This is a genomic window from Pseudomonas paeninsulae, assembly GCF_035621475.1.
GTDB lineage: Bacteria > Pseudomonadota > Gammaproteobacteria > Pseudomonadales > Pseudomonadaceae > Aquipseudomonas > Aquipseudomonas paeninsulae.
Window position 1 is genome coordinate 1,593,552 of sequence record NZ_CP141799.1, and the last position, 19,743, is coordinate 1,613,294.

Genomic DNA, 19,743 nt, shown 5'->3' on the forward strand with positions numbered 1-19,743 from the left:
TCGCTCAGCGGGTCTTCTGGGCGTCGTTCTCGACGGTCTTGGCCGCCAACAGCTTGGGTTTCAGCGGCCTGCTGGTCACGCTGAAATCGAGGATCTCGATGGCGCCTTTACCCTCGCCGAGCAGGTGGAAGGAGAACGCCTTGCGTGCGGCCAGGTTGTTGAAGCTGAAGCTGACCTCAATCGGTTGGTCCTGGGTCAGGCGCGGCAGTTCGGGGACCGACAAGGCCACGTCGCGCTCGAATTCCTTGGTTTTCAACTGCAGCGTGGCGCCTCCACTATCCATGCCCACGCCGCGCACTTTCAGGGTGACGGTGGTGCGCGTGCCGCGGGGCAGCTCTAGGTACTGGGCGCCGACCAGGCTGTCCGCCCAGTCGTCGCCGATTTTGCGTTTCAGCTTGATGGGTCTGCGGTTGGCGAACTGGTAGTGCAGTTGCGCCTGGCCGTTGCGCAGGGATTGGTCGAGCAGGGCGGCGCGCTGGCTGACCAGGCGCGCCTCGCGGCCGCTGATGCGGCCGAGGTAGGCCGCGCTATCGGCAATGAATCCGGTGCTGGCGTAGCGCCGGCAGACCTGCTGGAAGTCGCATTCGGTGAAGGTGCCCTGGCCGTCGTGCTGGCGCAGCATGCCGTTGGTGTAGGACAGCATGGCGCGCCCGCTGGCGTAGTCGCGCAGCAGCGAGCGGCCGGCGATATTTTCCGGTATCGGTAGGGCGAAATAGTCGAGCACTGAAGCCGTCAGGTCGACGTGGCCGTAGACGCCGCTCTTCAGCGCCGGCAGTTGTGCCTGTTCCGGCGCCAGCAGCAGGTTGAAGCCCCAGGCCGACGCCAGGCGTACGTTTTCCACGCCATGGGATTCGTCGGAGGTGATCAGCACCAGCGTGTCCTTGAGCACGCCCTGTTTCTCCAGCCCGGTGAGGAAGTCCGCCACGGCGTCGTCCAGGTAGGCGACCACCGCTTGCTTGGCGGTCGGGTAGCGGGCGAGGTAGTCCTGCGGCGCCGAGTAGGGTTGGTGGGTGCCGACGGTGAGCAGGGTGAGCATCCAGGGGTGTTTCTGCTGGCGCAGCTGCTTCACATAGTCCAGGGCGCCTTCGAAATAGGTCTTGTCGTCCACACCCCAGCCGAAGTCCAGGTAGGGCTTGTTCTTGAACCAGTCTCGCCCCAGGGTCTGGTCGAAGCCCATGCGCGGCATGATCTGATCCTTGGCCATGAAGCGTAGCCCGGCGCCTTGCAGGTAATGGGTGCTGAAACCGCGCTGGCGCAGCTGCGCCGGCAGGCACTGCTCGCTGCGCTTGGGGTTGCCGAGCAGTTCGAGGCCTTTCGGCGTGCCGGAGTCGAGCTTGCTGTAATCGCCGCAGAGCATGGCGTACAGGCCGCGAATGGTCTGGTGGCTGTGCAACACATAGTCCGGAGTAAGCATGCCGCGCTCGGCCCACTGACTGAGCCGCGGCATCAGCGCTTGCTGGTAGCTGCTGTGCAGGGCCTTGCGGCTGGCGTCGATATAGGCGCCCGGGATGCCTTCCAGGGTGATGATCAGCACATTGCGCGCCTGCCCTGGGTGGTCGAGCAGCGGTATGCCGGCGAGGTCGAGCTGGTTGAACGTGCGGATGTCCGGTGGGCTGGCGGGCTGGTCGCCGGCCAGCCAGTCCGCGAGGCGCAACTGGCCGGCGCTCAGGCTTTCCGCCAGCATCTTGTGCGGCAGGTTGAATTGCAGCCATTGGGCGGCTTCGCTGGGGCTGCGGTACTGGTAGATGGCATGCGTCAGCAGCAATGACAGCGGGGCCAGCAGCCAGACCAGGTTGAGGCGTTGCCGCGCCGGCGCGCTTGGCCGCCTGCTCAGCAGCAGGTGCAGGGCGATACCGAACGTCAGGGTCAGGGCTAACCAAGGGTGGCTGAGGCCCGCGCCCTGGGTCGAGTGGCGGACGAATTGGGCGTCGCCCAGGTAGTGCAGGTCCGCCGGCTCGGGCATGCGTCCGACTGCGCTGATCAGTTCAGCGTTGCTCAGACTGAAGATGCCCCAGGCCAGCAGCACCGGCAGGCGCAACAACCAACTGCGGCCATGCAGCAGGATCAGCAGCAGGCTGCCGACGGCCAGATCCGACAGATAACCGAACGGGTTCGACCAGCCCAGCCCGTAGCGGCTGGCCAGTGGGATCACAATCAATACCAGGGCCAATGTCAGCGAGGCGCTGGCCGGGTGCTGCAGCCAATGGCTGAATGGGCGCACGGATACTCCAGAAGCAGTTGTCACAACTGATCGACGGCAATGCCGAATTCACCGCGGAGCGCAGTTAGACATGATTCTGAAACATGCTTGTGCTAACCGCCAGTAGGGGCAGTTGAATACACTGAAATAGAGGGGAGGGATGAAGCATTAGCCCAGCGCCTTGTCTGGGGGAGCAAAGCGCTGCGGGGCTAAGGGAACTCGGCTATTTCTTGCCGATGGTGATCTGCTTGGACGCGCCGTAGACCTGGCCACTGACGCCTTTGGCGATCTGCTGGATTTCACCGCCGGAGGTCAAGAAGGCGGCGATCTGCGCATCAATCGAGGCGCTGGTTTCAACGGCGGGAGCTGGTTTGGGCTTGCTGTTTGATGCTTTTACACGCATGGCGGCCATTAACCTATTAAAAAATTAATTTGGGCAGAGATTGTACATGAACGGCTTGACAAATGCTTGGTAAATAACGCTGGCAACTCAAATTGCGGCTAGGTCAGTGACTGGCCAAGGGTGTGGATAGCGCTGATGGCGCTGAGTAAGTCATTGTTTATCAAGTTTCTGTCAGAGGAATGCGCCGTCCAGCGGTTTGCTTAGCGGGTGGTCTCCACTGGTCGGTTCGGTTCTAGGTTCCCTGGCGAGGCCCTGCGCGTTCACGTGTTGGCGTCGAGAATCCAGGCCGCAACTCAGGTAGAATGTCCGGCTCGCAAAGAGGGTAGGGCACCATGGCTGTAATTGGACGAATGAATAGTTTGCAGGTCGTGAAACACATCGACTTTGGTCTGTATCTGGATGGCGGTGCGGACGGCGAAATCTTGCTGCCCAAGCGCTATATCCCTAAAGACACGCCAAGTGAGGTGGAGGACTGGCTGAATGTATTCATTTACCTGGACAGCGATGACAAGTTAATTGCCACCACAGAAACACCGAAAGTGCAGGTCGGCCAATTTGCCAGCCTGAAAGTGGTGGATATCAACCGCGTCGGTTTATTCCTCGACTGGGGTTTGCCGAAAGATCTGCTGTTGCCCCACTCGGAAGAAAAGCGACCGCTGCAAGTCGGCGACTACTGCGTGGTCTACGTGTTTGTCGACAAGCGCAGCAAGCGCATCACCGCCACTGCGCGCCTGGATCGTTACCTGGACACCGTGCCGGCCACCTACACGACGGGTCAGGAAGTCGATCTGCTGGTGGTCGAGTCCACCGACATGGGCTTCAAGGCGATCATCAACGGCAAGCACTGGGGCCTGATCCACAAAAACGAACTGTTCAAGTTCGTGCGCAGCGGCATGCAGGAGAAGGGCTTCATCAAGGAAGTGCGCGCAGACGGCAAGATCAGCCTCAGTCTGCAAGCGATTGGACAGGAAGCGGCGAGCAGCCTGGGCGAGCAGATCCTGGCCAAGCTGCGCGAGCACGATGGCGTGCTGCCCCTCAATGACAAGAGTTCGCCAGAAGCCATCAGCGCCCTGTTTCGCGTCAGCAAAGGCAACTTCAAGAAGGCTATCGGCGGCTTGTACAAACAGGGTCGCATCGTGATTCACGACGACCGCATTGAGTTGCCCGCCAAGTAAGGCGCCTGCCCCGCAGTTGCGGGGCGCTGGCTTGTGCTCTGACAGCGGACGCGAGAGAGTGGTCGAGGTGGGCGCCGGATGCCAGTTTTTTGAAAACCTGCTCGAGCGGCCTTAGACTCCATTGAATAATGCCCAGGCATTTTGCCGTTGTAGCTCAGTTGGTAGAGCACGTCATTCGTAATGATGGGGTCGGGGGTTCGATTCCTCTCAACGGCACCAATAAAATCAAGTGCTTAGCTGGTATGTGTGGGGGTACATGGATGTCGTGTGCCCCCCGTTCATTGCCCGTTTCGATTTCACCGACGCTGGACATCTGAACCACCTTAGCCGCAGCGGCAAACACTGCCTCATGGGCAACCCTGAGAGTATGACTTTCTTCTGTGTTCTGGCTTTCGGCATGGCGAGTCTCACTCTGAGTGAGACCTGAAAATCAGACCTTCACGAAAAAGCCCCGCTGGGTGGCGGGGCTCACCTCAACGATGACCGCGTTTTTTGTGGTCGCGGTCATCACGATCATGATCGCGATCATGCCGCGAGTCTCTGTCGTTGTCCCTGGATCTGTCATGACCGCGATCATGGTCGTGATAGACGCAGCCAGCGGTTATGCCGATCAGGCCTGCAAGGGCCAAGGCGCACAGGTGCTTGAGCATAAATGTCTCCGATCCTTTGGGTGAACTCAGTGCATCTGACCGCTATGGCGTGAAATGGTTGGATGGGTATGTGTAGAGGCGGGTGAGTAGGATTGCCTTGGCGGGATCTGATTAATGATAGGCCTTTTCAGTCTGGGAAAAGTCATATGCCATGTCGACAGTACGTTCAGGGCGGTCGACAAAAAGAGCTGATCGAAAAATACTCGATATCGCCTCCCGCAGCCTGTGCTGGTATGCCTGAATATCTTGCGGGCCAGTAAATATGGGGGCTATTCCTCTCATCTTGCGCGACACCACCTGCCCGCTATTGGGCAGGTGCTTGAACCTGTGAGCCAGCCAGCTGCCTCATTAGCTAGGCTTGCCCCGCTATTCGGGACGTAGAGGTGGTTATGACGCGATTCACATGCACTGCCGTTATGCTGGGGCTGGTGCTGGCGGCTCAGGTTTGCGCCGAGCCGCAGGCTCCCCAGACGATTCGGGTGATCCCGAAAACCTATATCAGTCCAGGTGCCAGCGGCAGCATTGGTGGCTCGCAATATTATGAGCAACACAACCTGTATGGCGGTCAACGCTTGCCGGGCGATGGTGTGCTCAGGCGTTATCAAAGCCAATACGGCAGTCAGTCCAGCGAAAGCCGTGGCGCTATTCGTCAGAGCATCGAGTATCCCGGCGGTTATGAGGTGCAGACCTTGCCCGGGCAGAGCAGCCAGCACTATCAGCGCAGTCGTTAGCCGCTAGGCCAACCAGTAACGCAGCGCCAGAAATGCCAGCAGGCCCAGCGGGCCGAACATCAGGGTCAGCAGGTAGCAGGGCAACAGGGCCCAGTGGCTGATATCGGCAATGGCGCCTTCGCTGCGGATATACAAACCGACCATCAGATCGAACGCCAGGATATGCACCCAGGCGGCGAGCGCGGCTGTGGGTTGGCGCAGCAGTGCGAGTACCCCGCCGAGGCTGAAGAAACCTGGCCTGCCGCTGCCTGGCTCCGGTCGCTGGCGCATTGCCGCGAGCAATAGCCCGCTGTAGATCATCCCGAGCAGCACCACGACAACGCCCAGTACCACTTCGTCGGTGAGTTGCCAGAAAGGTAGGCAGACCAGCAGCAGCCAGCCGCCAAAGGCGATCAGCGTGGCCAGTTTGAACAAGGGCTTCAAGGGTGTCATAAGTGCTGCTCGCGAACGGGAAGGGAATCAAATTAGCCGATGCGCGAGCGCGTTGCCGCTTCTAATCAATATCTGAATACCTCGGCATCAGCCGGCGATTCGCCGGCTGTGCTCGATATTTCAGTGCTTCTTGCCCCAGAGCTTTTCCAGCCGTGCATCGCGGCCGCAGCCGTTGCGGTAGTAGGTGTAGCGCAGCGGGTTCCGTTGGTAGTAGTCCTGGTGGTAGTCCTCGGCCGGATAGAAGGTGGTCATCGGCAGTATTTCGGTAACGATCTCCTGCTTGAAGCGCCCGGAGGCTTGCAGCGCGGCTTTCGACGCTTGGGCCTGAGCCTGTTCCTCGGCGTTGGCAGAGAAGATCGCACTGCGGTACTGCGAGCCGTGATCGCAGAACTGGGCGTTGGCGGTGATGGGGTCGATGGTTGGCCAGTAAGCTTTCAGCAACTTGGCGTAGTTGGTTTTGCTGGCGTCATAGTGCACTTGCACGGCTTCGATATGGCCGGTGGTGCCGGCCGATACCTGTTCATAGCTGGGATTGTCGACGGTGCCGCCGATGTAGCCGGAGGTGGTGGACAGTACGCCGGGCACCTTGTCGAAGTCCGACTCGGTGCACCAGAAGCAGCCCCCGGCGAATACCGCCACGCCTGCATCCTGTGTGCTGGCGTCGTTCGGCATTGGTGTGGCGGCCTGGGTCGTTTCGGCCGAGGTCGGTCCGCAGGCGCTGAGTAGCCCAGCCAAGAGCAGCGCGGCAGCGCTCTGCGACCCGCGGGAGAGCCAGAGTAGGGGCGTAGTGGTCATGTTCAACTCCTCAGGGCGGGCAAGGCTTCACCCTGGGGGATGAAGCGTAACGCTACACCGTTGTTGCACCAGCGTTCGCCGCGAGGCTGCGGGCCGTCGTCGAACAGGTGGCCCTGGTGTCCCTCGCAGCGAGCGCAGTGGTATTCGGTGCGCGGGAAGATCAGTTTGAAGTCGCGCTTGAATTCGGTGTTACCGGCAATCGCCTGGGTAAAGCTGGGCCAGCCGGTGCCGCTTTCGAATTTGTGCTGACTGTCGAACAGCGGCAAGTAGCAGGCGGCGCAGATGTAGGTGCCCGCGCGCTTTTCCTGGTTGAACGGGCTACTGCCTGCCCGTTCGGTGTCCTCTTCGAAAAGGACCGCATAGGCCTCTGGCGACAACAGTTCGCGCCACTCGCTGTGCGCTTTGTCCAGCGGCACGACAGTCGCGGCCTGGCTGAACGGTGCATGGCTGGCGAGTAGCGGCAGGGTGGGCAACAAGGCCATGCCCTGAATGAATGAACGACGTTTCATGGCTGTTCTCTGCGCGGTGATGTGTTCAATAGACTGGCTGAGGCTCGGCTTGTTACAGCCGCAGGCCGATCTTTTGCGCGTGATTGGGCGCGTCATCCTCATGGCCGGGACGGGACGCAGCTACAGCGCTAGCGTACTTGCGAGAGCAAGTGTTTCGCCAGAGGCGCTGTGTCCGATGCAGGGCCTGTTCGTGCGGCCGGCTCGCTATTGTGCGGGCAGTTGCTCTGGGTTGTGCAGTGCGCCATCAATGATGGTGCGGTTGCGCCCGGCACTTTTGGCTTGATACAGACATTGATCGGCGCGTTCCAGCCAGGATTCCCAGTGCTCGTCGTCGCGCAGGATGGCGCCGCCGATCGAGACGGTCACGGGGCCGCCCGGGCCTGGCAGGCTTTGTGCGATTTGCTGTTGCAGATGAGTCGACGCGGTTTTGAGGCCGCGTTCGTCGGTGTTGGGCAAGAGCAGCAGGAATTCTTCGCCGCCGAAGCGAAACAGGCGATCTTCCTGGCGTGAGCAGCACTTGATCAGGTCGACAAAGGCCACCAGCACCTGATCGCCAGCCTGGTGACCGAACCTGTCATTGATCTGTTTGAAGTGATCCAGGTCCATCACCAGTGCGCCATAGCTGTTGCCGTGCCGGCGATGGGTGGACACGGCGATCTTCAGTTCTTCATTCATCGCTCGGCGATTGCGCGCGCCGGTCAGCGGATCCTGGATCGCCAGGATCTGCAACTGGTCGCGCTGGCTGCGGGTCCGGTAGGCGAAGATGAAGGTCATGACGCTGGCCAACAGGCCGGTGACCAGGAACGACATCATCTGGTAGCTGCTCTCGAATATCGTGCCCGGTACCAGCAGTGCGTAGCCGACCAGGGTCGACAGCACCAATACGGTGGCCACCATGGCTTTCCCCGGGGAGACCATGAAGAAGTTGAACAGGATCAGTGGGTAGATCCAGAACAGCCCGTTGACCCCCAAGTTGATGGCGATCAGCGTCGCACCCAGTGAGAAAATGATCGCCAGATAGATGCCGGGTTTGACCGTGTCGCCGGTGCGCCAGGCATAGAGCACGGCACAGACGGTGGAGAACACGATGGTGGTGTCGGCGGCGCTGACCAGGTAATTGCCTTCGGCCAGTCGATACACGGCGTAGGGCGAGATGCCCATGATGCCGAACAGGCTCATCAGGGTAATGATGGACAACTGGAAGTCATTGCGCAGCCGCTTGAGCAGTTGCTGAGTCAGTCTGGCCATGAAAGGCTCTTGTCGTTGTTATGGCGGAAGGATGCAGAGCTTTGCCTGAACCGGCAAGGGCAAAAGCTGAACAAAGTGCCAGCATTTACGCCAAGCTGATAAATAGTGCGGCATCTGTCTGCCGAGGCTGTGGTCAGTGTGCTCGCTAACGGCACAGGGCGATCAAGTTTTTCTTGCGCTGATAGCGCGACAGCCGCTCGGCGAGTGCCGCGGGTAGGCTGGTGCCGGGCAGAAAGCCCAGGCTTGCATAGAAGCTGTGTAGTTCGGGGTGACAGAACAACCAGACCGGTTCGCTGGTAAGTGCCAGGGCCTGTTCGATCAATTGGCGCGCCAGCCCTTGGCGGCGTTGGCTCGGTGCGACGAGCAGGCCGCTAAGCCAATGCCCATGTGTCAGCGGGCGCAGGCACAGGGCGGCGACAATTTCGGTGTGTTGCATGACCCACACCTGGGCCTGGCGGTCGACGCGCATGGGGGAGCGATGGGCGCGATAGAACTCATCCACCAGCGGTAGCAATGGGACAGGTAGGGCACGGCAGTGCAGATCGTCCATGCTGGGCAAGTCGTCTAGCGAGAGTGGCGGGTTCGGCGTTTATCTGCCCAACAGCAGGTCGTTGGCCTGCTGTTGGGCGATTGGTTCAGACGGTTGCGTGGCTGCCGAGCAGAGTTTTATCGGCGTGTTTACCCTTTTTCGTCATGCGCTTTTCTTGCGCGGTTTTAAGCGGTTTCTTTTTCGCTTGTTTCTTTGAGTCCATGCCTTTGCTCATGATCTTAACCTCGGTCTAGATTGCGGTTGAGTGCTGCGTGGAGCGTAGGGGTTTCAGTCATTAGCACCTCCCAACTGCATGAGCCTGCATGGATCAAAGTCTACGCCCATAACTGAACAATAGCCGGTCAGTCGCGCGGTAAGGCCGCGCACCCTGGGTACTCCAATCTGTTTGTTGCTCGAGGGCATTGGGCCGGCGTCACGGCGTCAGGCGTGGCGAAGTAGGCGTTCGGCAGTGATCTCCGCTAGATCCTGGCGCTGCATATACACCCGCAGCGGTTCGCCGATATTCAGGCGTTCGTCGATGCGCAGGTCGAGGAGCAATTGCAGGCGTTCGCGCTTGAGGGTCATCAGTTGATCTTGGCCGGCGGCCCAGACGAACTCGCAGCTCGGGGTGATGCTGTCTTGCGGCACATCCAGACCTAAAGAATCCTCGCTGAAGCGCACGATATGTTGGCCGGTCCTGGCATTGAAACCGACAAAACCCTGCAGCTGGTCGGCAGCCTCGCAGATGCTGGCGGACGTGATACTCATATGAACCTCGCGCGTTACGACTGTTTAGACCCTTGGGGGTGGTCGCTACAGGCTAAGGCGTTACGCGCAACGTGCCTTGCTTCTGATCAATAGGCCGACGGTTAGCCGTGAATCCGCGCTGGCGAGGTGCATGTTGGTTTTGGCCGGCTAGCACTACCGTCGAATGCTGCCATGTGCGGCGCGCAGGGTTAACCACTGTGTTGCAGGCGTTCGGCTGCCTGATTGGCGCCCATACGAGGCGCGGCGGCGAGCGGGTAGGCAGGGCGGCTGTTTGCCGGGGGGCAGGCCCGGCAGGCGCTATTTTTACTGGTCCTTGGACGTGGAAAAGGCGCTGATCTGGCCGAAAGGTGCGCTGTGCATGCCGACATTTATCGCCATCAATGGTGAATTGTTGATCCAGATGTTGTCGATCACGATGGTTTTGCCGATGTCTTCATTGTCCGCAGCCACCAGTAGGTAATAAGTCCCATCTTCCGGCGCTTCGCCATCCCAGCCCAGGCTGACCTGGCCGACTACGCCGGTGGCGCGCGTTGGTTGGCTGGCGATCACCGTGCCGTAGGCGTCGAGCAGCAGCGCTCGCGGTTTGAGGGCGAACTTGTTGAAGCCCAGGCAGGCGTCGTGGCACAGCGAATTGACGTTGAGCGCATAGCGCTCGCCCTTTTTCAGTTCCAGGGAGAACACCCGATAATTGGAGATCGAGCTGCCGAAGTCCAGGCGCGGCTGATCCGCGCCGATCTGCCAGGTTGGCGGCAGCAGTCCGGGATTCAATGGCAGGGGGATCGCCTGGACATTATGGGTGGCTTCGAGATTGCTTTTGGCGATCGGGCCATGCGCCGAGCGCACGGCGTGTTCATAGGTCGACTGCGGGTTCCCGGCGCAGGCGCCGAGCAACAGGCAGGTGGCCAGGGTGATGAGTAGGCGCAAGATAAAACTCCTCGATGACAGCGTCCATGTGTGGCCAACCCGCGCTCCAAGCGCGACGGGCGCGCATTCTACTCGCTTCGAGCAAGCCTGAGTGTGATCGAAGCCCTCTTGTACGCTTGACGACGCAAATTGTTGGCCAGTCCGGTCGAAGTCAGCGGTTGAGTGTTCACCCTGGGTGTCTTGTCCTTGCTGGTCGCAGGCGACAATCCTGTCACCAGGGAGTACGGGGGTAGAGGGTGATAGCCATACCAATCCGGCTGGTCAATCTGTGTCGAGAATTTCCTTCAGGACAGCGGCGAGGTCGCGGATAGCTTGTTCACCGTTGCCGGTAAAGGTCGAACCATGCATGGTCGCGAGCGTACTGGGCTTGAGTTGCGCCAGGCGCTCCAGCGTCGGCGCGGTTTGTCGGGTGTAAGGCATGTAGGCGGCGAGCGGGCTGTTCTCATAGTCCAGCAGTGTTTGCCTGGCCCTGCCGATCACGTCCGAGGAGGTGATCGGCTCGACATCGCCGTTCTGGTGGAAGAGGTCGGAACAGAGCAGGGTGCCTTGGGTTTCCTCGAAGAACAATCCGGCATCCCAGCAGTGGGGCACGTGCGGTGTACGCAGGAAGCGCAAACGATATTTGCCGGTGCTGATCAGTTCTCCGTCGTCGAGCGCCTGAGCCGGCCTGGCGGCCACCACATCGTCGACACTCACCACCTTGCCAACCAAACTGCACAGGGCGCAGGCCTCTGGCGCCAGGGTCTGCCACTCGCGCAGTGAGCCGCACTCATCGGCCTCGAAGTGACTGAAGGCGATCCAACGCAGCGTCGTCGGGTCGATCAGGCGAGCCACGGCCTCCTTGACGGATGGAAAGAGGCCACGCATGCCGGTATGCAGTAACAAGGGCTGCTCGTCACGTAGCAGGAACTGGTTGAACTGCAGGTTTGCTTCCGGCACGTAGGTTGATAGGCGATACAAATCCGGCGCAATTTCGCTGACTGAAGTCATGGTAAGCCTCCATTAGCCTGGATGCCGCGCTGGACGGTAACCGTCCGCACACATCAGAAGTTGGCGCGGCGACGTGGTAAACGAACGTCCGTCCTGCCGCCGCTTGTCTGGCCGGCTGCACGCCAGAACGATGTCATCAGCAACTATAGCTCTGTCTTCTGCAGCCCACGGCGAAGCCGGATTGGCTTGTTCCGGGTATGGGGTTGGCAGGGGGCGACCATGCCCCTGCAGCTTGTTTGGGGGCTGGAAATCGGCGACGGGAAATACTGCCCGCCTGAATGCAGGGACGAATAGCGCTCGGAAAAACTACCTTCTTCATGCTCCGGTCCGCTGCAATCAGTATTTCAACTGATTTTCAGGGCGTTGATCATGGTCAATCAACAATTCGTTAGGTATGCAACTATTTCGCCTGGATTTATCAATACTTCTGCCAGTGAGGGTGAGGACAGGCACATGAAAGAACGTACTTACACACGAGCAATAACGGAATTCGTGCTGGCTTCTTGCCTGTTGGGACTAACCTCGACAGCCGCAGTCGCTGCGACCGCAGCGGATCTGCCGGTGATCGTTCAGGAGCTGGTCGCGCCCCCGGCGGTACCAGCGCCAATTACCCGTAAAAGTCCGGCGCGGGTGGTGGTCAATCTGACCGTGGAAGAGGTCGAGAAAGAAATAGCGCCCGGTACGCGCTATATGTTCTGGACGTTTGGCGGCACCGTGCCGGGCAAAATGATCCGTGTGCGTGAAGGCGATACTGTCGAACTGCATCTGCAGAACCTGGCCAGCAACAAACTGCCGCACAATATCGATTTGCATGCCGTTAGCGGCCCGGGTGGCGGCGCGGAGCAAACCCTGATTGCGCCGGGAAATGAAGCGACCTTTAGCTTTAAAGCCCTGTCTCCCGGGCTGTATGTCTATCACTGCGCCACGGCGCCCGTGGGCATGCACGTGGCCAATGGCATGTACGGCATGATCCTGGTCGAGCCCAAAGAGGGCATGTCCAAGGTTGACCGTGAACTCTATGTAATGCAGGGCGATTTCTACACCTCGGGTGCATACCGCGCCGAGGGTCTGCAGAATTTTGACATGCAGAAAGCGGTCGATGAAAAGCCCACTTATGTGTTGTTCAACGGTGCCGATGGCGCCCTCACTGGCGAGAACTCGCTGACCGCCAACATCGGTGAAAAGGTCCGGATGTACTTCGGCGTCGGCGGCCCCAACCTGACCTCCAGTTTTCATGTGATAGGCGCGATCTTCGACCGTGTGTACAGCGACGGTGGTAGCCATTATCAGGAAAATGTGCAAACCACCATGGTGCCCCCAGGCGGCTCGACTATTGTCGAATTCGTACCCAAGGTGCCGGGCAACCTGACCCTCGTCGACCACTCGTTGACCCGTGCCTTCAACAAGGGGGCAGTAGGTTTGCTGGCTGTCAGTGGTGCTCCACAGCCGGAAATTTATGGCGAAGGGGTGAAGAAGCCTTTGCCTGCGGTAACGGGTCAAGTAGCCGTGGCCAAAGTTGAGGCGCCGCAGGTGCCGGCTGGCGATGCAGTGCTGACGCGCGGCAAGGCCGTTTATGAGCGGGTTTGTGCGGCTTGCCACTTGCCCGATGGTACGGGTGTGGCCGGGGTGTTCCCGCCGTTGGCCGACTCCGATTTCTTCCAGGAACGGCCGTATGAAATGGCCTATATCGTCTTGCACGGTCGCAGTGGCGAGTTGGTGGTCAATGGTGAGCGCTACAACGGTGTGATGCCGCCGCAAGATCTGAACGACAACGATGTCTCTGCGGTGATCAATTACATCAATGTGGCACTGAACCAAGGCAAGTCCGTGCTGACCCCGGAGATGGTCAGCAAGATGCGTCAGATCAAGAAGTTGTGAACCTGACGCTGACGTGCGCCTGGGCGATTCGTGCCGTGCTGTTGTGCGGCACGGCCATCGCCGGCAGTACGTGGGCCGCCGATTACCGGTTGCTGGAGGGTGGTGAGTTTCGCAGCGTGTTGCCGGCCGATGGTGAAAGCTCGCCGGCCAGCATTCAGCCGTTCTGGCTGCGTAGCACGCTGGTGAGCAATGCCGAGTACCTTGAGTTTCTCCAGGCACACCCGCAGTGGCGGCGCGGCACGGTGCCTGGGGTGCTGGCGGGCGCGGACTATCTGGCGCTGTGGGCTGGGCCGCTGGTGTTTGCGCCGTTGCAGGCAGGCGCACCGGTAACCCAGGTTAGCTGGCATGCCGCCCAGGCTTACTGCGCAAGTGAACAGGCGCGGTTGCCAACCTGGTACGAGTGGGAGTTTGCCGCCGCCGCCGACGAGCAGCGCGCCGATGCGCGGGGGGATCCGGTCTGGCTGGCGCGAATTCTCTCCTGGTATTCGCGGCCGGCCAGCCAGCCGCCCCAAGCCATAGGTCTGCAACCGGCCAATTACTACGGCATCCATGATCTGCATGAACTGACGTGGGAGTGGGTCGAGGACTTCAATGGTCTGTTCGTCAGCGCCGACAGTCGGACTCAGGGCGAGCAGAAACAGTTGGCGTTCTGCGGTGGCGCGGCGCTGTCGCTCAGCGACAAAAACAACTACGCGGTTCTGATTCGTTTGTCCCTGCTGGCGGCCATGGAGGCCAATCAGGGCGGCAACTATCTGGGTTTTCGCTGCGCGCGTGACCCCGCCCCTCATTTATCGGGAACCCCTAATGAATAGCGTCAAACGTCTGAGACTGGCGCTGCCTGGCGCCTTGTTGTCCGCTGTCTTGTTGCTGACCCCCGGAGTAATGCCGTGGGCGCAGGAGGCACCTGTCAATGCCGCGCTCGCCAGCGTGCCCGCTGACTCCTTGTATGGGTTGGCGATGCCCCTCACCGATGCACAGGGCGAGCATTTTGATTGGCGTGAAATGGCTGGCAAGCCGCTGCTGGTCACCATGTTCTATGGTGATTGTGCATCGGCCTGTCCAGTGCTCATGCAGAGCCTGCAGCGCACCATCGCCGAGCTCCAGCCCGAGGAGGGTGCGCTCAAGGTGCTGATGGTCAGCCTGAATCCGCAGCACGACACGCCGGCCTCGCTGGCACACATGAGTCACACGCATCAGCTCGATGAGCGGTTTTTCCGCCTGGCGGTGGCGGCCGATGAGGGGCAAACCCGGGCCATGGCGGCGGTGTTGAAGATCAAGTATCGGGCGCTGGACAATGGTGAAATAAGCCACAACACCAGGGTCAGCTTGTTGAGTGCGTCCGGTCAGGTTATTGCCAGCAGCACAGTGCTCAAGCCCGTCGCGGACCAGGCCCTGCTTTCGGAGATTCGTCAGGCTTTGCAGTGATGCATGAGGCGCAAGCACTGACTTTACCCGCTCGCGCCGTTGAGCCTTCTGCATGATGGGGCTGCGGCCGTCTATGCTTAGCGCATCGTAGGCGGCTCAACCTTGCAGGATTTTGCTGCCCAGTCGCCTGGCGGTGGGCGAGGCTGCACGGGCTATTTGTCGCCCTCGCTCGCGGCACAATCATCAGCTGGGCGGTGGAGCAGTGCGTCCAGGCACGTAGCCGGATCAGTCCTCAATGACAGTGCGCCGCCCACTCAAGATCCTTTTCTATTGCAATGTGCTGATTGTCTGCCTGCTGCTGGGCTACAAGGCCTATCTGAACGTTGTGCTGTCTGATTTCGAGGCCGAGCACACCGGCCAGATAGAGGCGATTCAGGCGCGGCTGGAGAGCCGGAATAGCTTCAGTTTCGCGGTGGTGGGCAATATCAATAATTCCGTAGGCATTTTCGAGCGACGGATTATTCCCATGCTCAACGCGTCCGGCGTCGATTTCATCATCTCCGCCGGCAACGCGGTCAGCGGTGGCGGCGAGGACAAGTACCGGGCGTTGCACGGCACCCTGAGTCATTTGCAGATGCCCTATCTGCTGACCTTTGGCGCCCATGAATACCAAGCGTTCGGCAGCTATCGGTTCTACGAGCATTTCGGCCCGCATTTTTTCAGCTTCCGCGCCGGCAGCAGCCACTTCATCTTTCTCGACAGCACCGGTAAAACGCCTTGGCGCTGGCAGATTCTCTGGCTCAGGGATCTCCTGCGTCAGAGTGATGCACAACAAACCTTTGTCTTTACCGGCCAGCCGCTGCTGCACGGCGAAGTGCCTGCCCGCTTTGCCGACGAACAGGATTACCTGCAGCCCGCAGCGTTCCGTGAAGCGCTGTTGGGGCTGTTCGCTGAACACCCTATCGATGCGATATTTGCCGCCAACCTGCCTCTGTTTTCCGAGCAGCGGCGCGGCAATACCCGGTTTATCACCAGCGGCGGGGCGGGTGGTCTGCTCCTGAGCGATCAGGCCAGTTTTCATCACTATGTGCAGGTGTCGGTATCTGCACAGGGCATCGGTATCCAGTTGCAGCGTCTCGACGTGGGCCAGCACCCGCTCTTCAAGCAACTCGAGAGTCTCTGGTTCTTCATCTATTCGCTGTTCTACGTGGGTTACCTGAACTTCATCCTGCTGGTCTGCGGCCTGACCATCGCCGCGATCAAGCTCTACACGCTGGCCTTCGCCGAACGCGACTATTACCCGAATTTCGATCTGGATCCCTCACCCTGGGTGGAGAAACCGCTGCGGGTCGTGATGTTCACCAACAACTACCTGCCTTTCATCGGTGGTGTCCCCATCTCGATCGAGCGGCTGCGGCGAGGGCTGGACGCCATGGGCAACGCTGTTCTGGTCATCGCGCCAGGATATCGGGATCAGCCGCGCGAGGAGGCACATGTCGTCCGGGTGCCGTCGCTCCTGGCCATGGGCGAGAAGCGGGAACTCCGCTTGGCCAATATTTTTCTAAGGCGTATCGGTCAGGCGGTCAGAGACTTTCGTCCCGACCTGATCCACCTGCACCATCCTTTCTGGCTCGGCTCGTTGGGTCTGCTGCTGGCGCATCGGCTGCGGGTGCCGGCGGTTTTTACCTACCACACCCGGCTGGAACACTATGCTCACTTCGTGCCGCTGCCTGGCACGCTCTTCCGCAACTTGATCTCCCATGCGCTGATCAAGCGCTTTGCCAATAAATGCGATGCGGTGATCGTGCCCACTAACTCCGCCGAAGAATATTTGCGCATGATCGGCGTGAAGACGCCCGTTTTCGTGCAACCCACGGGCATCGACTACCGGCGCTTTCACGAAGTGACAGGGGAGCAAGTCGCCCGCCTGAGGGCGGCGCTGGGCATTGGCGAGGAGCAGGTCCTGATCAGTGTTTCGCGGCTTTCCAATGAAAAAAATATCGATTTCCTGATCGATGCGATCGCCAGTCTGCGCGGGCAGACCGAGCGGCCCTTCCTGGTCCTGATGATCGGTGATGGTCATCAGCGCGAGCGGCTGCACGGGCGTATCGACGAGCTGGGTCTCGGTCGTCATTTCAGGTTGCTCGGCGCCGTCCCGCCAGAGGACATGGCGCTGTACTACCGGCTGGGCGAGCTGTTTCTGTTCGCCTCAAAATCGGAGACCCAGGGCATGGTTGTTCTGGAGGCCATGGCTGCCGGCTTGCCAGTGGTGGCGGTACGCTCGAGTGGTATCGATGATGTGGTCAGGCAGGGCTATAACGGCTTCAAGACGCCGGAAAATATTGGCCAGTGGTGCGCGCGGGTGATCCTGCTGCTCGAGGATGATCGGCTGCGCGAAGAAATGTCCAACCATGCCCTGTTGGTGGCCGAGGAGCACTCCATCGAACAGTTCGCGGCGGGGGTCAAGGAGGTCTACGCCACGGTCATGGCCGCTTCGCGTACCCAGCAAGGCGGGCGATGGCGCTGATGGATTTTGCGCACTGCTACAGTCGGCCTTCCTGGTGCAGGCGGCGCAACACCCAGTGGCGGTAGCTCCAGGAGAACATGGGTTTGAGGCCGGGCAGGCCGAGTAGCCAGGCCAGCGGGCGCAGGGCAGGGGTGCGCGCCATCAGCAGGATGTAGGCGTCCAGTTCGCGGTGGATGCGGCCTTGGGCATCTTCGACGTGCAGTTCAGTCAGTGCCAGGTGCGGGTCGATGCCGGCCGCACGCAGTTGCTCTGCCTTGCCGGTGATGTCCAGCCACTCCACGCTGTCGTCGCTAAGCGTGCGCAGCTTTTCATAGCGGCGACGATCGGCCACGCAGCGCGGGCAGGCGCCGTCGTAATAGACTTTGAGTCTGGCCATGGGGCTGGCCTGGTTGGGCGTTTATTAGCAGTTTAGAAGAAGCGCGCGCCCCTCGAGCGAGGGGCGCGGCGTTTTAGATCAGTTCGGCCCACATGTCGTATTCGTCGGCGTCGACGATGCGTACGCGCACCTTGTCTCCGGGTTTGACCTCGGTGCTGGCGATAAACACGCTGCCGTCGATTTCCGGGGCGTCGGCATAGCAGCGCGCTACGGCGCCCTGGTCGTCGACTTCGTCGATCAATACCTCAAGCTCCTTGCCGACTTTCAACTGCAGGCGTGCGGCGCTGATCGCCTGCTGATGCGCCATGAAGCGATCCCAGCGATCCTGTTTGATGTCATCGGGTACATGGTTATCCAGCAGGTTGGCCGATGCGCCTTCTACCGGGGAGTACTGGAAGCAGCCGACGCGGTCGAGCTGGGCTTCGGTCAGCCAGTCGAGCAGGTACTGGAAGTCTTCCTCGGTTTCACCGGGGAAACCGACGATGAAGGTCGAGCGGATGGTCAGTTCCGGGCAGATCTCGCGCCAGTTCTTGATCCGCGCCAGGGTCTTGTCTTCGAAGGCCGGACGCTTCATGGCTTTCAGTACTTTCGGGCTGGCGTGCTGGAAGGGGATGTCCAGGTACGGCAGTAGCTTGCCGGCGGCCATCAGCGGGATCAGCTCGTCGACGTGCGGGTACGGATAGACATAGTGCAGGCGCACCCAGATGCCCATGCTCGAGAGCGCTTCGCAGAGTTCGGTCATGCGGGTTTTCACCGGTTGGCCGTTCCAGAAGTCGGTTTTGTACTTCATATCCACGCCATAGGCGCTGGTGTCCTGGCTGATCACCAGCAGCTCCTTGACCCCGGCCTTGACCAGGCGCTCGGCTTCGCTGAGCACTTCGCCGACCGGACGGCTGACCAGCTTGCCTCGCATCGAGGGGATGATGCAGAAGCTACAGCTGTGGTTGCAGCCTTCGGAAATCTTCAGGTAGGCGTAGTGGCGCGGCGTCAGCTTGATGCCTTGCGGTGGCACCAGGTCGATCAGCGGGTTGTGTTCTTTGTTCGGTGGTACCACTTCATGCACGGCATTCAGCACTTGCTCGTACTGCTGCGGGCCAGTGACGGAGAGCACGCTGGGGTGCACGTTGCGGATCGCGCTTTCTTCCACGCCCATGCAGCCGGTGACGATGACCTTGCCGTTTTCGGCCAGGGCCTCACCGATCACTTCGAGGGATTCGGCCTTGGCGCTGTCAATAAAGCCACAGGTGTTGACCACCACCACGTCGGCGTCCTGGTAGGTCGACACGACTTCGTAACCTTCCATGCGCAGTTGGGTGAGGATGCGTTCGGAATCGACCAGGGCTTTCGGGCAACCGAGGCTGACGAATCCGACTTTCGGCGTGGCGGGGGTGGACATGCGGCGAACCTCAGACTTTGAAGGATGGGCGCTGGAGGCGCCGCTGATCAAAAAGTGCGCAATTCTAGCGGCGCCCCGCAAACTTCGCCAGTACTCTTGGACGAGCGAGGCAATTAGCGGGCGCTGGCAGTGGATTCGCCAAGAAATTCTGCACTGTTGGGTGGGCGCGGGCGGGTGTTGCGTTGAGCGCTCAGCGACGCGAGTTCGGACCTATAGAAAAGAAAGGCTTGCCAGCTAGTGGCGAGCCCTTCTTCTCTAAAGGTGGCGTGCTGGTAAGAGTATTACTTGCGGCTGGGCAGCATCATTCTCAGGGCATTGTCGCCGCGTACGTAATGATGAAACAGCCCGGCTGAGGCATGCAGGCCGATCAGCCAATAGCCGGCTTGGGCGATCCATACGTGCCAGTGTTCAAATAGCTTGGCCAGTGCATGGTCCTTGCTGAGCAGTGCAGGTAGTTCCAGGCCGAAGAACGGGATTGGCTTGGCTTCGGCGCTGAGGAGCAGCCAGCCCAGCAGTGGGGTGCAAATCATTAGCAGGTAGAGCGCCAGGTACATCAGCTTGGCAAGTTTCGTCTGCACCTTAGGCGGGGTAGGCTGAATCAGGGGGGCAGGTGCGATCAGCCGTGTCAGGATGCGCAACCAGACCAGCGCCAGGATCGACAGCCCGAGCATGAAGTGCAGTTGCTTCATCAGCGCGCGGCCATCACTGCCTTTGGGAAACAGGCCGCGGTACTCCATGGTGAAGTAGACCGTAGCAATCAGCAGCAGCATCAACCAGTGCAAGCCGATGGACAGCTTGCCGTAATGGGATGCGGTATTTTTCCAGGTCATGTTCGGGGTGGCTCCGG

Annotated in this window: 20 protein-coding genes and 1 tRNA gene; 7 read left to right on the forward strand and 14 right to left on the reverse strand. The window is 60.3% G+C overall.

What is annotated here, in order from left to right; translation table 11 throughout:
• Nucleotides 1-4 precede the first annotated feature (4 nt).
• Both VCJ09_RS07270 and VCJ09_RS07275 read right to left on the reverse strand, forming a co-directional pair.
• Entirely contained in the window at nucleotides 5-2,221 is a 2,217-nt protein-coding gene (locus tag VCJ09_RS07270) for an LTA synthase family protein (RefSeq protein WP_324733750.1), read from the reverse strand.
• Nucleotides 2,222-2,423: 202 nt separating this feature from the next.
• Nucleotides 2,424-2,612 carry a hypothetical protein gene (locus tag VCJ09_RS07275; RefSeq protein ID WP_177345175.1) on the reverse strand — a complete coding sequence of 63 codons (189 nt, stop codon included), beginning with the start codon at nucleotides 2,610-2,612 and terminating at the stop codon, nucleotides 2,424-2,426.
• 323 nt (nucleotides 2,613-2,935) lie between these two features.
• Here VCJ09_RS07275 and VCJ09_RS07280 point away from each other — a divergent pair, with 323 nt between their 5' ends.
• The 3 genes from VCJ09_RS07280 (at nucleotide 2,936) to VCJ09_RS07290 (ending at nucleotide 5,159) form a co-directional block, all read left to right on the forward strand.
• The gene (locus tag VCJ09_RS07280) at nucleotides 2,936-3,778 is read left to right on the forward strand and encodes a CvfB family protein (protein ID WP_324733751.1); all 843 of its coding nucleotides are present in this window, start codon (nucleotides 2,936-2,938) and stop codon (nucleotides 3,776-3,778) included.
• Between the two features lie 143 nt (nucleotides 3,779-3,921).
• A tRNA-Thr gene (locus VCJ09_RS07285) sits at nucleotides 3,922-3,997 on the forward strand.
• 820 nt (nucleotides 3,998-4,817) lie between these two features.
• Nucleotides 4,818-5,159, forward strand: coding sequence for a hypothetical protein (locus tag VCJ09_RS07290; protein WP_324733752.1), 342 nt, complete (start codon nucleotides 4,818-4,820; stop codon nucleotides 5,157-5,159).
• 3 nt (nucleotides 5,160-5,162) lie between these two features.
• On the opposite strand, the gene VCJ09_RS07295 is transcribed toward VCJ09_RS07290, so the two are convergent.
• From VCJ09_RS07295 to VCJ09_RS07335, 9 genes are all read right to left on the reverse strand, one after another.
• Nucleotides 5,163-5,591, reverse strand: a complete 429-nt coding sequence (locus tag VCJ09_RS07295) for an abscisic acid-deficient protein Aba4 family protein (protein WP_324733753.1) — start codon at nucleotides 5,589-5,591, stop codon at nucleotides 5,163-5,165.
• Nucleotides 5,592-5,711: 120 nt separating this feature from the next.
• On the reverse strand, nucleotides 5,712-6,386 hold the full coding sequence (gene msrA, locus VCJ09_RS07300) for a peptide-methionine (S)-S-oxide reductase MsrA (protein WP_324733754.1): 675 nt from the start codon (nucleotides 6,384-6,386) through the stop codon (nucleotides 5,712-5,714).
• A gap of 2 nt (nucleotides 6,387-6,388) precedes the next feature.
• Nucleotides 6,389-6,895 (reverse strand): peptide-methionine (R)-S-oxide reductase MsrB, encoded by a 507-nt coding sequence (msrB, locus tag VCJ09_RS07305; RefSeq protein ID WP_324733755.1) that lies wholly within the window; start codon nucleotides 6,893-6,895, stop codon nucleotides 6,389-6,391.
• A gap of 204 nt (nucleotides 6,896-7,099) precedes the next feature.
• Nucleotides 7,100-8,143, reverse strand: a complete 1,044-nt coding sequence (locus VCJ09_RS07310) for a GGDEF domain-containing protein (RefSeq protein WP_324733756.1) — start codon at nucleotides 8,141-8,143, stop codon at nucleotides 7,100-7,102.
• A 145-nt stretch (nucleotides 8,144-8,288) separates the two neighbouring features.
• Entirely contained in the window at nucleotides 8,289-8,693 is a 405-nt protein-coding gene (locus VCJ09_RS07315; protein WP_324733757.1) for a GNAT family N-acetyltransferase, read from the reverse strand.
• Between the two features lie 85 nt (nucleotides 8,694-8,778).
• Nucleotides 8,779-8,907 (reverse strand): hypothetical protein, encoded by a 129-nt coding sequence (locus tag VCJ09_RS07320; RefSeq protein ID WP_256573141.1) that lies wholly within the window; start codon nucleotides 8,905-8,907, stop codon nucleotides 8,779-8,781.
• Nucleotides 8,908-9,113: 206 nt separating this feature from the next.
• Nucleotides 9,114-9,440: a DUF2025 family protein gene (locus VCJ09_RS07325; protein ID WP_324733758.1), complete on the reverse strand. Its 327-nt coding sequence runs from the start codon at nucleotides 9,438-9,440 to the stop codon at nucleotides 9,114-9,116.
• 303 nt (nucleotides 9,441-9,743) lie between these two features.
• Entirely contained in the window at nucleotides 9,744-10,364 is a 621-nt protein-coding gene (locus VCJ09_RS07330) for a hypothetical protein (RefSeq protein ID WP_324733759.1), read from the reverse strand.
• Between the two features lie 261 nt (nucleotides 10,365-10,625).
• The gene (locus VCJ09_RS07335; RefSeq protein ID WP_324733760.1) at nucleotides 10,626-11,354 is read right to left on the reverse strand and encodes an oxygen-binding di-iron domain-containing protein; all 729 of its coding nucleotides are present in this window, start codon (nucleotides 11,352-11,354) and stop codon (nucleotides 10,626-10,628) included.
• A gap of 453 nt (nucleotides 11,355-11,807) precedes the next feature.
• Between VCJ09_RS07335 and nirK the strand changes: the two genes are divergently transcribed.
• From nirK to VCJ09_RS07355, 4 genes are all read left to right on the forward strand, one after another.
• Nucleotides 11,808-13,232 carry a copper-containing nitrite reductase gene (gene nirK / locus VCJ09_RS07340; protein ID WP_324733761.1) on the forward strand — a complete coding sequence of 475 codons (1,425 nt, stop codon included), beginning with the start codon at nucleotides 11,808-11,810 and terminating at the stop codon, nucleotides 13,230-13,232.
• A complete protein-coding gene (locus VCJ09_RS07345; RefSeq protein WP_324733762.1) occupies nucleotides 13,229-14,044 on the forward strand; it encodes a formylglycine-generating enzyme family protein in 816 nt (271 codons plus the stop codon). The genes nirK and VCJ09_RS07345 overlap by 4 nt, the downstream gene beginning before the upstream one ends.
• Entirely contained in the window at nucleotides 14,037-14,657 is a 621-nt protein-coding gene (locus VCJ09_RS07350) for an SCO family protein (RefSeq protein WP_324733763.1), read from the forward strand. The genes VCJ09_RS07345 and VCJ09_RS07350 overlap by 8 nt, the downstream gene beginning before the upstream one ends.
• 235 nt (nucleotides 14,658-14,892) lie before the next feature.
• On the forward strand, nucleotides 14,893-17,124 hold the full coding sequence (locus VCJ09_RS07355; RefSeq protein ID WP_324733764.1) for a glycosyltransferase: 2,232 nt from the start codon (nucleotides 14,893-14,895) through the stop codon (nucleotides 17,122-17,124).
• A 16-nt stretch (nucleotides 17,125-17,140) separates the two neighbouring features.
• On the opposite strand, the gene VCJ09_RS07360 is transcribed toward VCJ09_RS07355, so the two are convergent.
• From VCJ09_RS07360 to VCJ09_RS07370, 3 genes are all read right to left on the reverse strand, one after another.
• On the reverse strand, nucleotides 17,141-17,500 hold the full coding sequence (locus VCJ09_RS07360; protein WP_324733765.1) for a thiol-disulfide oxidoreductase DCC family protein: 360 nt from the start codon (nucleotides 17,498-17,500) through the stop codon (nucleotides 17,141-17,143).
• A 73-nt stretch (nucleotides 17,501-17,573) separates the two neighbouring features.
• Nucleotides 17,574-18,896 carry a 30S ribosomal protein S12 methylthiotransferase RimO gene (rimO, locus tag VCJ09_RS07365; RefSeq protein ID WP_324733766.1) on the reverse strand — a complete coding sequence of 441 codons (1,323 nt, stop codon included), beginning with the start codon at nucleotides 18,894-18,896 and terminating at the stop codon, nucleotides 17,574-17,576.
• 281 nt (nucleotides 18,897-19,177) lie between these two features.
• On the reverse strand, nucleotides 19,178-19,726 hold the full coding sequence (locus VCJ09_RS07370) for a cytochrome b (protein ID WP_324733767.1): 549 nt from the start codon (nucleotides 19,724-19,726) through the stop codon (nucleotides 19,178-19,180).
• Nucleotides 19,727-19,743: the final 17 nt, after the last annotated feature.